Genomic DNA, 13,373 nt, shown 5'->3' on the forward strand with positions numbered 1-13,373 from the left:
GTCAGGCAGCATCCACGGTCATGTCGCCGGACGCCTCAAGCGCTGCAATCTCGCCGCTGGAGAGGCCGAACTCGGCCAGTATCTCGCGGCCATGCTGGCCGACCAGCGGCGCCGGCCGCTCTATGGTAGGCGGCGTCTCGCTCATCTTGACAGCCGGCGCGACCACCCTGACCTTACCGCCGCGCGGATGATCGTAGCTGGTGATCATGCCCAGGTGCTTAACCTGCGGGTCCTCGGCTGCGCGCCTTATGTCCTTCACCTCGGCGCACCAGATGTCGGCTGCGAGCAGCCGCGCCAGCAGGTCCTGCGTGGCAAACTTCCTGGTTTCGGCGTTGACCTTGTCGAACACCTCGTCGCGCCTGTCGAACAGCGTCTTCAGATCGTCGTAGACAGCAAGCTGCGGCGCCTCCAGCACTTCATACAGCGTCTTGAACGGGCTCATGGCGATCGACACATAGCCGCCGTCCTTCGCTTCATAGACACCGAACGGCGCCTGCATGCCGGGGTGGCCGATGCCGGAATTCGGGCGCACGAAATCCTCGCCGAGATTGAGCACGGCGACATATTCCTGATTGAGATGCGCCAGCATGCCGGCGAGCAGATTGACCTCGATCTTCTGGCCCTTGCCGGTCTTCTCGCGATAGTAGAGCGCCGACAGGATGCCGTAGACCATGTTCATGGCGCCGATCTGGTCGGCCAGGCCGGCACCGGCCGGAACAGGAGCCTGATCGCCGCGGCCGGTGTTGGAGATCAGCCCGGACAATCCCTGGATCAGCATGTCCTGGCCGGGGCGCTCGACATAGGGGCCTTCCTCGCCATAGCCGGAGCCCGAGCAATAGATGATGGCGGGATTGACCGCCCTGAAATCCTCGTAACCATAGCCGAGCCTGGCGAGTACGCCGGGGCGGAAATTCTGCACCACCACATCGGCCTTCTTGGCCATGTCCATGATGATGGCATGCACCTTGCGACTTTTCAGGTTGAGCGCGATGGAGCGCTTGTTGCGGTTCCAGGCGAGGAAATTCGGACTTTCGGAGCCGCCGACCCATTTGGCGAAGAAGGTCATGCCGCGGAACATGTCCCCGGCGCCGGCACGCTCGATCTTGATGATGTCGGCGCCCATGTCGCCGAGCAGCTGCGTGGCGAACGGCCCTTGCAGCAGATGGCTGAAATCGAGAATGCGGACGCCTTCGAGGGCTTTGTTCATTTCATGTCTCGTTGGTTGTCAAAGCAGGTCGGGTACGTAGCGGGGTGCCGCGGTGAGGCCGCCGTCGACGCGCAGGTCGGTACCGGTGGTGAAGCCGGCGGCGTCGGAGGCCAGATAGACGGCGGCTTCGGCCACCTCGGACGGTTTGCCGATGCGGCCGAGCGGATGCATCTTGACCCAGGCCTTGGCGAGATTGCCGCCGATCTCCTTGACCAATTTGTCGTTCATCGGCGTGTTGATGGTGCCGGGCGAGATCGAGTTGACGCGGATGTTGAGCGGGCCGAACTCGACCGCCATCTGGCGCGTCATCGCCATCACCGCACCCTTGGCGCCGGCATAGGCGGTCCAGCCGTCGAGCCCGATATGCCCTTGCGCCGAGGCCATGTTGATGATCGAGCCCGATTTCTGCGCGATCATATGTGGCAGCGCATATTTGCAGCCGCGGAACACGCTGGTAAGGTTGACCGCGATCAGCCGGTGCCACTGCTCGTCGCTCATTTCGTGAACCGGCATGCCGCCGATGGCGATGGCGGCATTGTTGACGAGAATATCGAGATGGCCGGTCTTGCCGACGGCTGCGTCGATCAGGGCGGCGATGTCGGCCTCCTCCGCCACGTCGCAATGGATGTAGTCGGCGCGGTGGCCGGCGGCGCGCAGCTCGGCTGCGAATTTTTCACCCTTCTCGTCGGCGATGTCGCCGAGGAAGACGTGCGCGCCTTCCCTTGCCATCGCCTCGCTGATCGCGTGGCCGATGCCGTCGGCGGCGCCAGTGACGATTGCGGTTTTCCCTTTGAGACGATCCATATCAGCCTCCAATGGCGCGCCGGCGCTTTGCTTCGTCGAAGGCGACGGCGGCAATGATGATCATGCCGGTGATGACCAGTTGCCACTCGGTCGGCAGGCCGAGACCGCGCAGCCCGTTGGACAGGAACTGCAGGATCAGCACGCCGAGCGCCATGCCGGTCAGGCTGCCTATGCCGCCGGCAAGGCTCACCCCGCCGAGCACGGTGGCGGCAACGACCTGGAACTCGAAATTCAGCCCGGCGGTATGCTGCGCCGAACCGACGCGGGCTGCCAGGATGATGCCGGCAACCGTTGCCAGCAGCGCGCTGATGATGAAGCAGGTGAACTTGACGCGGCGCACGTCGTAACCCGCCAGCCGTGCCACTTCCGGATTGCCGCCGACGGCATAGATCTGCCGCCCGAACGGCCGGTGCTGCATCACGTAGGCGAAGACGGCGAGCAGGACGATGGCGATGACAGCCGAATAGGGAACGACGTTGAACAGGCGGCCGTCCGACAGCGCGATGAAGCTGTCGAGCGCGGCATCGTCTGGAATAGCGCGCTGGCCGGTATAGAGATAAACGCCGCCGCGCATGATGAACATCGTGCCCAGGGTCACGATCAGCGAGTTGATGCCGGCGTAGGCCGTCAGATAGCCATTCACGACGCCGATGATCAGCCCGAACAGCAGCGCGCCACTGATGCCGAGCAGCAGAGAATTCGTGTCATTCATGATGATGATCAGCGGCAGGGCGATGGTCGCCAGCAGCGAGCCGATCGAGATGTCGACCTCGCCTGATATGAAGACGATGGCGCAGCCGATGCCGGCTGTCAGCGCCAGCGAAGCCTGACCGAGCACATTGGTGATGTTGCGCACGGAGAAGAAATTCTCGGCGGTGAAGGAAAAGAACGCGATCACCAGGATGAGGCAGAGGAGCAATGCCAATTCCTGGCGCGCGACGAGCCGCGCCAGCATGGACGGCCCAGCTTTCATGGTGTCGGTTCTTGCCAGGCTCATCGCTTGGTCCCTTTGCGAAGCGTCATCGCCTTAGCCGATTGCCGCATTGAGGATGTTCTCCTGCGTGGCCTCGTCGCGAGGCATGATCGCGGTGAGGCGGCCTTCGCACATCACCGCGATGCGGTCGGCAAGCCCCAGCAGCTCGGGCATTTCGGACGTCATCATGACGACCGCCAGGCCCTCGCCGGCGAGCCGGTCGATGAGCGCAAAAATCTCCGACTTGGCGCCGACGTCGATGCCGCGGGTCGGCTCGTCGACGACGATCACCTTCAGGCCTCGCATCAGCCAGCGCGCGATCAGCACCTTTTGCTGATTGCCGCCGGACAGGTTCTTGACCTGCTGGAACAGGCTGGGCGTCCGGATGCGGAAACGGTCGACATAGTCCTGCACCGCCTTGCGTTCCCTGGCCTTGTCGACAATGCCCATTTTGGCGAAACCGCCGAGCGAAGCGAGGCTGGCATTCTGGTAGACCGGCAACTCGCCCATCAGCCCCTCGCTCTTGCGGTCCTCGGTGAGCAGGCCGATGCCGAGCCGGACGCCGGTGTGCGTTTCGTGCGGCAGCAGCCGGCTGCCATCGACCGAAATGACGCCGGAAGTGATCGGGTCGTAGCCGACGATGGCCTTGGCGAGCTCGGTCCGGCCGGCCCCCATCAGGCCGAAGAAGCCGAGGACTTCGCCGGCATGCGCCTCGAACGACACATCCTTCAGCTTCTTGGCGGTGCTGAGCCCTTCAACGGAAAGCGCGACCTTGCTGCCCGGCGCGCCGCGCTTGCGAGGGAACAGGTTTTCGATGCGCCGGCCGATCATGTCCTGGATCAGCGTGTCGTTGGTGTGCTCGCCGATCGGCCTGGTCGAGACGTGGCGGCCATCGCGCAGCACGGTCACGGTGTCGGCGATCTCGAAGACCTCGTCGAGCTTGTGGCTGACATAGAGCACCGCGATGCCGAGCGCGGCCAGCCGGCGGATGACGGTGAACAGCAGCGAGACCTCGTTCGGCGTCAGCGAGGAGGTCGGCTCGTCCATCACCACGACGCGGGCCTCATGGGCGAGTGCGCGGGCGATCTCGACCATCTGCTGCTGGCTGACCGGCAGCGATCCCGTGCGCGCCGCCGGGTCGACATTGAAGCCGATACGCTTGAACAGAGCGGCCGCATCGGCACGGATCTTCTTCCAGTCGATCGAGCCGCCTTTGCCGGTCGGATAGCCTTCGAGGAAGATGTTTTCGGCGACGCTGAATTCGGCGATCAGCGCGATCTCCTGGAACACCACCTTGATGCCCTCTTTCAGGCTATCGCGCGGCGACTTGATGTCGGCCTCGCGGCCGCGCAGGCGGATGGTGCCGGCATCCTTGCCGTAGACCCCGGCCATGATCTTGATCAGCGTCGACTTGCCGGCGCCGTTCTCGCCCATCAGGGCATGGATTTTGCCGGGTTCCAAGGTCAGATCGACATTGTCCAGCGCCATCACGCCGGGAAAACGCTTGCCGATGCCGCGCATCTCCAGCGCCGGCACGCTTTTGTCGACAGCCACGGTTTCGCCGGGGTGAAGGAAATCAACCGACATTGGCTCTGTTCCGCACGATGTCGAGATAGGTCGCCAGGATGATGACGATGCCGGGCACCACCATCTGCAGGTCCTGGTTCCAGCCGAGGATGATGATGCCGTTGTCGATGACCTTCAGCACCAGCACGCCCAGCAACGTGCCAAGCAGCGAGCCGCGGCCGCCAAGCAGGCTGGTGCCGCCGAGGATGACGGCGGCAATCACCGTCAGCTCGAAGCCGCGGCCAGCGGTCGGCTGGCCGGCATTCATCAGCGACGACAGGATCATGCCGGCGACGCCGACGCACAGGCCGGTGACGACGAAGGCGAACAGTTTCAGCCGTTGCGAGCGCACGCCGGAGAGACGAACCGCGCGCTCGTTGGCGCCGACAGCGTAGAGATAACGGCCGAGCGTGGTGAAGCGCAGCGTTGCCGCGGCCAGCGCGAAAATCACCGCGGCAACGACCACGGGCAGCGGGATCGCGCCGATATAGCCAGCGCCGAGATCGGTGAAACCGGCAAGCCGGTGGTGGTTCTGCACCGCCTCGCGGGTGAACAGGTAAACGCCGCCCTGCAGCATCATCATGGTGCCGATGGTGGCGATCAGCGAGTTCACCTTGAGGCTGGTGACGACGAGGCCGTTGAAAAGGCCGACCGCGCCTGAAAAGGCGAGCGCCGCCAGCAGCCCGAGCGTCAGACTGTGCGTTGAATTGAGCACGGCCATGCCGATGCAGCCGACAAAAGCCAGCGATGCACCGACCGACAGGTCGACTTCCGCAGTGATGATCAGCATCGTCATGCCGGAGGCAACGATCAGCACCAGCGCGCATTGGCGCAGGATGGCGATGATGTTGGCCTCGGAATAGAATTGCGGCGCGGCAATCGAAATGGCGATGCAGAGCACGGCCAGGATCACGCCGAGCACCAGCTGGCTGCTGCCCAGCAGCTGGCCGCCGATGAAACGCCTTGGCGCAGAGGATTGCGTAAGCTCGCTCATGTCCATTTTATTTCCGGGCCCGTATCGGTGCCGTCGCCGTCTGGAAACTGCCGGCCAAAACAGGACGGTTGCCCTGTTTTGCCGTTCGGCATATCCGATCCGCCGCCCTTCCCGCCGTGCGGGAAGGGCTACCCGGAATCCTTACTTCTTCAGATCGGCGGAAGTTTTCATGCATTTTTCCGGTGGCTGAAGCGCATTGACGGCATCCCATTTGATTTTGCGTGTGGTGCCATCGTAGTCGTAGAACTTCTTCCAGTCGTCGCCGTTCATCGGCGCGGTCGGGCTGACGATGTGTTCCGGCACCTCTTCGCCATTGAAGAGCTTAACCGCTGCATCGATGGCGGTGTAGCCTTCCTTTTCCGGGAACATCGCGGCCTCGATGCGGTAGGACGGCTCGTTCTGCATCGCATTGATGAAGGCGAGGCCTTCGCCGCCGGTGCCGACAGTCAAGAGGCCGTCCTGCGACTTGCCGGCCGCTTTCCAGGCCTGAAGGCCGCCGAGCGAGGAGGAATCGTTGATGCCGTAGATGATGTTGATGTCGGCATTCTTGGCAAGAGCCGCCGAAGAGACTTCGAGTGCGCGATCGGGATTGCCGCCGCCGTCGAGGTCGTGGATCATGACCGCGTCGGGGATGATGGTCTTGAGGCCATCCATGAAACCCTGCGACCGCAGCACGGTGGCGGACAGCAGCGGCAGGCCGACATTCATCACCTTGGCTTTGGCTTCGAGCTTTTCCTTGGCGTATTTGCCGGCTTCGACGCCGGCGGTGTAGCCGGTGTCGTAGTCGCAGATCGCGACCATTGTGGTCATGCCCTTGACCGGATTGCCTTCGAGTACGACCGGAACGTTGTTGGATTTCGCCTGGCGCAGCAGCGGCACGACGCCTTCCTCGTTGACGGGCGTGATGATCAGGACGTCGACGCCCTTGGCCATGAAATCTTCGGCGGCGGAGACCTCCTTGGCAACGTCCAGATTGGCGTCCTGCACCTCGAGCTCGATACCGAGTTCCTTGGCGCGGGACTGCATGCCCTTGATGACGTTCTGATACCACTCATGGGTGGCGTAGTTGGTGACGTAGCCGATGCGCTTCGGCATGTTTTCGGCGTGTGCCGCGGCGGCGCTCAGAGCAAGCACCGCCGCCGAGGCAAACAGCATCGATTTGGACCAGTTCATGTTTCTCTCCCTGTATTTCTTGTCAGTTGCTGAACGGATAGTCCCGCCGTTCCGGGTCGGCACGTGAAGAGGCGGCAGCTTCGCCCGCGCCCAGCGCCGCCGATATCGCCTCGGCCGCCGCCTTCGTCCGCTCGAACACGGTGCTGCGATCGAAGCGGGCGGCCTTTTGCGGCAGGAAGGGGACGGTGAGCGCGGCAATGACGGCGCCGGTATGGTCGCGCACCGGCATCGAAATGTTGGTGCAGCCCTCGACAGCCAGCGAGGCGCGCATTTCATAGCCGAGCCTTGCGACTTCGTTCAGCCGCGCTTCGATTTCCGCCCGGCTGCCTTGGCCTTCGCCTGCAGCGACGATCCGTTCGACGATGCGGTCGCGCTCGGCGCGGCTCGAATGCGCCAGCAGCACCGCGCCGGAGCTCGTTTCGAGGATCGGGAAATGCGAGCCAAGGGCAACCGAATAACGCATCGGCAAAGGCGAATCGATCTGCAGCACGACCAGTGCGCTCTCGCCTTCGCGCACGACCAGATGGCAGCTCTGGTCGGCATTGGCGGCGAGGCCGCGCATCAACGGCAGCGCGCATTCGACCAGGCGGTTCACCGGGGGATGCATATGCGCCAGTTCGAACAGCTTCAGCGACAGGCGGAAGCGGTCCGATTGCGTCCGGAAAATGTAGCCGCGCTTCTCCAGCAGCAGCAGGATGCGGTATATCTCGTGAATGGAGCGCCCCATTCCGGTGGCGATCTCGGTCTGGGTCAGCGGCTCGCCGCTGGCAGCCATGAATTCCAGTATGTCGAGCGCCTTCTCCACAGCGGGCACCCGATAGCCGTTGCGGCCGCTTTCGCCTTCGTCGACGATCTGGGCAATATCGGCGGCCATTACGCGACGCTCCGTTGCGGCTGGCCATGCCTGGTCTCGCGATAGAGCCGGTTCAGCCGATCCGCGAGCTCGGCCGCCTGCAATTCGCCGGCGATCGCCGCCGCGGCATGAGGGGCGCATTGGCGGAAGAAGCTGATGAAGCCCGGATGGGTCGGGCGCAGATAAGAGGCTTCGATCGTCGCCAGCGTCGAGGCGAAGAAGCCGCCCGAGAGCGCGTTGACCTCGGTATCCTGCCACGCCGCCAGCGACCCCGGCTGTCCGCCGGATTTCACATAGTCGCCGCGCTGATAGCCGGGCGAGCACAGAAACAGCGCGTAGTCGATGGCGGCTTGCTTGTGTTGCGATTGGGCGCTGACGCCGATGCCGGCGCCGCCGAGCAAGGCGCCGGCGGATCGCGGCGTCGGCACGTCGGCGAAGCGCAGATACGGCCTGTCGGCCCTGGAGGCATAATTCACATAGCCGAAGGCGAACGGCACGTAGACCACGTCGTCATGCGCGATCATGTGATCGTAGCAACGGATCGGGTTCCATTTCGGCGAGTTCGGATGCGACAGCGCCGCAAGCTGGCGCAATTGCCCGACGGCCCGCTCGATTTTTTTCCCGGCGATGAACTCGTCGCCGTCTTCCCGGGGCTCACCGAGCGTCAAAAGCAGGCACATGGCGTCAGTCGGCACCAATGGCAGCCCAAGCCATTTGCCGTCCTTCAAGGCGCGCCGGCCGAGCTCCAGCACCTCGTCATGGCTGCGCGGCAGCGGTCCGTAGCGCTCCAGGAGATCGGGGCGATACGAGGCAACCTGACAGGCAGCATCGATCGGCAACGCCCATTGAAGCCCGTCCCTTGCGTAGGATTGCCAGGATGCGCCGACCGAATCCCGTTCGAAGCCGTGGCGCTGCTCGGCCGACAAATCGAACGGCACCATCAGCCCGCCTTCGGCAATATCGCCGATGAACGGATGGTCGAACACGACAAGGTCATAGGCGCCGAGCACAGGACCAAGCGCGCCCTCGCCGAACTCATAGAGGCTGCGGCGGTCCCATTCGATCTCAAGACCGGGATTGGCGGCACAATACGGCCCGATGCTGGCGTCGAGCGGACCCCAGCAGCGTCGGTGATCCCACGCGAGGCCGCGCAGCCTTATCATGCCGAAATTCCTCCCAGAGGCGGCCGTGCGCCCGCCCAGCCGATTAGTAGCAACTATTTTTACCTAGACAAGTAGTTTTTACATACGCAAAGGCAGTCCTCGCTTCCGTTTGGCGAGAAAGCCGCCCAACCATCCCTGGTGCGCATCGCGTTGCCGCCGGCCTGCAACCAAAGGCTGCGATGGATCTGGCTTTTTGGGAACTTTCGCGACGAACATTCGTTCGGTTGGCGCAGCCATCTGGAGCAGCAGCACTGGAATCAGCAGCCACGTCGCAGGGAGCGGACTAAATGGACCAACCTTGGGCGAGGCCATGAACCGGTTTACCGCCTTGGCATTCGCCACGTTTCTGGCGATAACTTCGATCTGGGCACTGTTTCTGATTTCTTAGGATTTGGCTCTGGTTGCTTGGGATTTGCCGCTGGTTTTTAGGATTTGGAGGGTTCTCGACAGGTTGACCGCTTAACGATGACGTCCGCCGCGTGTGGTTCTGCCAGCCGGAGCCCCGTGCGTGAAGAAACTGTCGCCAGGAGCACACCGGCGCGAACATTCGGGGGTTGGCAGCCACGCTGCCTGCAACGTTCCATCGGTTTTCAGGAAACGGCGAGATGTCATGTTGCTGAGGGCGATCGTTCGAAATTGTGCCGCCATCCGTGTTGGCCGCGTCGGCGCGACGATGCTTGTTGCCGCGCTGCTTGCCGGCTGCCAGGGCGGCGTGCTCGATCCGCAAGGGCCGGTGGGGGCGGCGCAGCGGACGATCCTGCTCAATTCGGTCGCTATCATGCTGGCCATCGTCATCCCGACGATCGTGGCGACGCTCGGCTTTGCCTGGTGGTTCCGGGAAACCAACACAAGAGCGCGGTACCTGCCGGAATGGGCCTATTCCGGACGCATCGAACTGGTAGTCTGGTCGATCCCCATCCTCGTCATCCTGTTTCTGAGCGGCATCATCTGGATCGGATCGCATGACCTCGACCCAATGAAGCCGTTGGATTCCCAGCAAAGGCCGTTTGAGGTGCAGGTCGTCTCGCTCGACTGGAAATGGCTGTTCATCTACCCCGAGCAGAATGTCGCGAGCATCAACCAGCTTGTGGTGCCGGCGGGCAGGCCGGTGCATTTCTCGCTTACCTCGGCAAGCGTCATGAATGCGTTCTTCGTGCCTCAGCTCGGCGGCATGATCTACACGATGAACGGCATGACGACGCAGCTTCACCTGCAGGCGGATCAGCCGGGCGAATTCTATGGGCGGTCGGCCCATTTCAGCGGTGACGGTTTTCCAGGCATGCAATTCGTGCTGCATGCCGTCGCGGCCGATGCCTTCGAGGCGTTCGTCAATTCGGCGCGAAGCCAGGGACAGGCACTCGACAAGGCCAGCTACCAGGAACTGGCCAGACAGAGCATCGACGTGCCGCCTTCGACCTATCGCTCGGTCGAGCCGGACCTTTTCCACGAAATCGCGACGCAGGGCGTTCCACCCGCGCCCGGCCCCCAGGCCGGTCGCCCCGGGCCGAGCGTATCGCCCAAGGCAGGAGGCTGACAATGCTCGGAAAATTGAACTGGGACGTCATTCCGTTCGATCAGCCTCTGCCGATGATCGCCTCGGCGGTCGTCGCCCTGGCAATCCTCGGCGTGCTGGCCTGGGTCTTCCTGGCCGGCCATTTCCCCTATCTCTGGCGCGAATGGATCACCAGCGTCGATCACAAGCGGATTGGCGTCATGTACACGCTGCTGGCGCTGCTGATGCTGCTGCGCGGCTTCAGCGACGCCGTCATGATGCGGTCGCAGCAGGCCCTCGCCTTCCAAGCGCCCGGCTATCTGCCGCCCGACCACTTCAACCAGGTCTTTTCCGCCCACGGCACCATCATGATCTTTTTCGGGGCGATGCCGTTCGTCATCGGCCTGATGAACCTGGTCGTGCCGCTGCAGCTCGGCGTCCGAGACGTTGCCTTTCCGACGCTCAACTCGGTGAGCTTCTGGCTCACCGCCACCGGTGCGCTGCTGGTCAACATCTCGCTTGTGATCGGTGAATTCGCGCGTACCGGATGGCTGCCCTATCCGCCGCTCAGCGAGACCGCCTATTCGCCGGGCGTCGGCGTCGACTATTATCTGTGGGCCGTGCAGATAGCGGGCGTCGGAACGCTGCTCACCGGGATCAATTTCGTCACCACGATCCTGAAGATGCGGTCGCCCGGCATGAGTTACCTCAGGATGTCGATGTTCTGCTGGACCTCACTTGCCGCCAGCCTGCTCATCGTCGCCGCCTTCCCGATCCTCACCGCCACGCTCGCGATGCTGACGCTCGACCGCTATTTCGGCTTTCATTTCTTCACCAATGAAGCTGGCGGCAACATGCTGATGTTCGTGAACCTGATCTGGGCCTGGGGCCATCCCGAGGTCTACATCCTCGTCCTGCCGGCGTTCGGCATCTTCTCGGAGGTCATCTCCACCTTCTCCAGCAAGCCGCTGTTCGGCTACCGCTCGATGGTGGCCGCGACGCTCTTCATCTGCATCGTCTCCTTCATGGTGTGGCTGCACCACTTCTTCACGATGGGCGCCGGCGCCGACGTCAACGCCGCGTTCGGCATCGCCACCAGCATCATCGCTGTCGGTACTGGCGTGAAGATCTATAACTGGATGTTCACCATGTATGGCGGCCGCATCCGCTTCGCGACGCCAATGCTGTGGTCGCTGGGCTTTATGGTGACATTCGTCATCGGCGGCATGACGGGTGTGTTGCTGGCGGTGCCACCGGCCGATTTCCTGCTCCACAACAGCCTGTTCCTGGTGGCGCATTTCCACAACGTCATCATCGGCGGCGTGCTGTTCGGCGCCTTCGCGGGATATACCTACTGGTTTCCCAAGGCATTCGGCTTCCGGCTGCACGAGGGCTGGGGCAAGCTGGCCTTCTGGCTGACGCTGATTGGATTCTACGCCACCTTCGTACCGCTCTACGCTGTCGGCCTGCTCGGCATGACCCGCCGCATGCAGCATTTCGACGTGCCGGCATGGCATCCGTGGGTGCTGGTTGCCGGCGTCGGCATGTTGATCACCACCGCCGGCGTGGTCGCGCAGATCGTACAGCTCGTCGTCAGCATCCGGCAGCGCGCGGCGCTTCGCGACGCCACCGGAGATCCCTGGGACGGCCGCTCGCTGGAATGGGCCACGCCCTCGCCGCCGCCGGTATTCAACTTCGCCGCGCTTCCGCATGTCGAGGGCGAAGAGCCCTACTGGAGCATCAAGCAGCGGGCACGCGAGCAAAACCGGCTGCGCGACGAGCCTGACTACGAGCCGATCGAGATGCCCCGCAACAGTCCCACCGGGTTCATCTGCGCCTTCTTTGCGACCGTGATGGGCTTTGCTCTCATCTGGCACATCTGGTGGATGGTGGCGCTCGGCGCGCTCGGTGCTTTGGCCACCTTCGTCGTATTCGCGTGGCGCGACATCCCCGAATACGTCATTCCTGCCGCCGAAGTCGCCCGGATCGACCGCGCCAACCGAAGTGCGCGCCGCGAGGCGCTGGCCACTTACACGGGGCCAAGGCCATGACCGCGATCGACGTTCGAGAGCGTGACCCCTACCGCCTCCATGGCGGGCACGGCCATGCACCCGGCCACGGCGACGGCGGCCCGGCACCGATCCGGATCGTCGTGGGCTACGGCTTCTGGATCTTCCTTCTGAGCGACATCGTGATGTTCTCGGCCTTCTTCGCGGCCTATGCCGTGCTGGCGGGCAAGACGGCGGGCGGGCCGAGCGGGGCCGAGCTGTTCGACCTGCGCAACGTCGCGATCGAGACGGCCGCTTTGCTGTTGTCGAGCTTTACCTGCGGTCTCGCCAGCCTTGCCGTGACAGCGCGGCGAAGCTCCTGGTTCTATGTCGCGATGACTGTCACCTTCGTGCTCGGCGCCAGCTTCATCCTGCTCGAGTTGCGCGAGTTCGCGCATATGGTTGCCAGCGGTGCCGGACCGACGCGCAGCGCTTTCCTGTCGGCATTCTTCACGCTGGTGGGATGCCATGGCCTTCACGTGACGGCGGGGCTGCTGTGGCTGCTCACGATGATGGCGCAGATCTTCGCCAAGGGATTCCGCGACGATATTCTTCGGCGTTTCATGTGCTTCAGCCTGTTCTGGCACGCCCTCGACATCATCTGGGTCGCCCTGTTCACGGTGGTCTATCTCCTGGGAGCAAGTCGATGAGCAATGCGGACGATCGCCACGCGCAACGGCGCGACACCGATGGCCTGGAGCGCTACGACATCGATACGGCGCCGGGTGACGAATACCTCGGCGACACCGAGGTCGGATCCGGGCTACGCGGCTATGTGATCGGCCTCGGGCTGGCAACGCTGCTGACCATCGCCTCGTTCTGGTTGCCCGGAACCAACCTGATATGGGCACCCGGCATTCCGGTGGCGCTGGTCGTGCTGGCGATCGCCCAGATGGGCGTGCATCTCGTCTTCTTCCTGCACATCACGACGGGACCGGACAACACCAACAACGCCCTGGCGCTTGCCTTCGGCGTGCTGATCGTAGTTCTGGTGATCGGCGGCTCGATCTGGATCATGGCCAATCTCGACCACAATTTGATGCCGATGAATGCGATCATGAACATGAACCGCTAGCGATTTGAGGCGCAGCGCAGTGCCT

General features: G+C 63.4%; 13 protein-coding genes. 4 read left to right on the forward strand and 9 right to left on the reverse strand.

Annotated elements, in window-relative coordinates:
* Position 1 precedes the first annotated feature (1 nt).
* The 9 genes from NKH04_RS10390 to NKH04_RS10430 all read right to left on the reverse strand — a co-directional run bounded on the left by NKH04_RS10390 (position 2) and on the right by NKH04_RS10430 (position 9,075).
* Complete coding sequence (locus NKH04_RS10390; protein WP_353044313.1) at positions 2 to 1,207, reverse strand: CaiB/BaiF CoA transferase family protein; 1,206 nt, start codon at positions 1,205 to 1,207, stop codon at positions 2 to 4.
* Positions 1,208 to 1,225: 18 nt separating this feature from the next.
* Complete coding sequence (locus NKH04_RS10395) at positions 1,226 to 2,011, reverse strand: SDR family NAD(P)-dependent oxidoreductase (protein WP_023677038.1); 786 nt, start codon at positions 2,009 to 2,011, stop codon at positions 1,226 to 1,228.
* 1 nt (position 2,012) lies between these two features.
* On the reverse strand, positions 2,013 to 3,008 hold the full coding sequence (locus NKH04_RS10400; RefSeq protein WP_352746716.1) for an ABC transporter permease: 996 nt from the start codon (positions 3,006 to 3,008) through the stop codon (positions 2,013 to 2,015).
* Positions 3,009 to 3,038: 30 nt separating this feature from the next.
* Positions 3,039 to 4,571 carry a sugar ABC transporter ATP-binding protein gene (locus tag NKH04_RS10405; RefSeq protein WP_352746719.1) on the reverse strand — a complete coding sequence of 511 codons (1,533 nt, stop codon included), beginning with the start codon at positions 4,569 to 4,571 and terminating at the stop codon, positions 3,039 to 3,041.
* Complete coding sequence (locus NKH04_RS10410) at positions 4,561 to 5,544, reverse strand: ABC transporter permease (protein WP_352682380.1); 984 nt, start codon at positions 5,542 to 5,544, stop codon at positions 4,561 to 4,563. Before NKH04_RS10410 ends, NKH04_RS10405 begins: the two co-directional genes overlap by 11 nt.
* Positions 5,545 to 5,685: 141 nt before the next feature.
* Positions 5,686 to 6,717 (reverse strand): sugar ABC transporter substrate-binding protein, encoded by a 1,032-nt coding sequence (locus tag NKH04_RS10415; protein WP_353044314.1) that lies wholly within the window; start codon positions 6,715 to 6,717, stop codon positions 5,686 to 5,688.
* Between the two features lie 22 nt (positions 6,718 to 6,739).
* Positions 6,740 to 7,591 carry an IclR family transcriptional regulator gene (locus NKH04_RS10420; protein ID WP_352771100.1) on the reverse strand — a complete coding sequence of 284 codons (852 nt, stop codon included), beginning with the start codon at positions 7,589 to 7,591 and terminating at the stop codon, positions 6,740 to 6,742.
* A complete protein-coding gene (locus tag NKH04_RS10425) occupies positions 7,591 to 8,733 on the reverse strand; it encodes an extracellular solute-binding protein (protein WP_353044315.1) in 1,143 nt (380 codons plus the stop codon). The genes NKH04_RS10420 and NKH04_RS10425 overlap by 1 nt, the downstream gene beginning before the upstream one ends.
* 78 nt (positions 8,734 to 8,811) lie before the next feature.
* A complete protein-coding gene (locus NKH04_RS10430; RefSeq protein WP_353044316.1) occupies positions 8,812 to 9,075 on the reverse strand; it encodes a hypothetical protein in 264 nt (87 codons plus the stop codon).
* Positions 9,076 to 9,343: 268 nt separating this feature from the next.
* Between NKH04_RS10430 and cyoA the strand changes: the two genes are divergently transcribed.
* Genes cyoA through cyoD form a run of 4 tightly spaced genes read left to right on the forward strand, consistent with a single transcriptional unit; the run spans position 9,344 to position 13,348 of the window.
* A complete protein-coding gene (cyoA, locus tag NKH04_RS10435) occupies positions 9,344 to 10,267 on the forward strand; it encodes a ubiquinol oxidase subunit II (RefSeq protein ID WP_352539884.1) in 924 nt (307 codons plus the stop codon).
* Positions 10,268 to 10,269: 2 nt separating this feature from the next.
* The gene (gene cyoB / locus NKH04_RS10440) at positions 10,270 to 12,276 is read left to right on the forward strand and encodes a cytochrome o ubiquinol oxidase subunit I (RefSeq protein WP_352539883.1); all 2,007 of its coding nucleotides are present in this window, start codon (positions 10,270 to 10,272) and stop codon (positions 12,274 to 12,276) included.
* Positions 12,273 to 12,923 carry a cytochrome o ubiquinol oxidase subunit III gene (gene cyoC, locus NKH04_RS10445; RefSeq protein ID WP_352615133.1) on the forward strand — a complete coding sequence of 217 codons (651 nt, stop codon included), beginning with the start codon at positions 12,273 to 12,275 and terminating at the stop codon, positions 12,921 to 12,923. Before cyoB ends, cyoC begins: the two co-directional genes overlap by 4 nt.
* Entirely contained in the window at positions 12,920 to 13,348 is a 429-nt protein-coding gene (gene cyoD / locus NKH04_RS10450; RefSeq protein WP_352473039.1) for a cytochrome o ubiquinol oxidase subunit IV, read from the forward strand. Before cyoC ends, cyoD begins: the two co-directional genes overlap by 4 nt.
* Positions 13,349 to 13,373 lie beyond the last annotated feature (25 nt).

Source organism: Mesorhizobium sp. M1365, assembly GCF_040317865.1.
Lineage (GTDB): Bacteria > Pseudomonadota > Alphaproteobacteria > Rhizobiales > Rhizobiaceae > Mesorhizobium.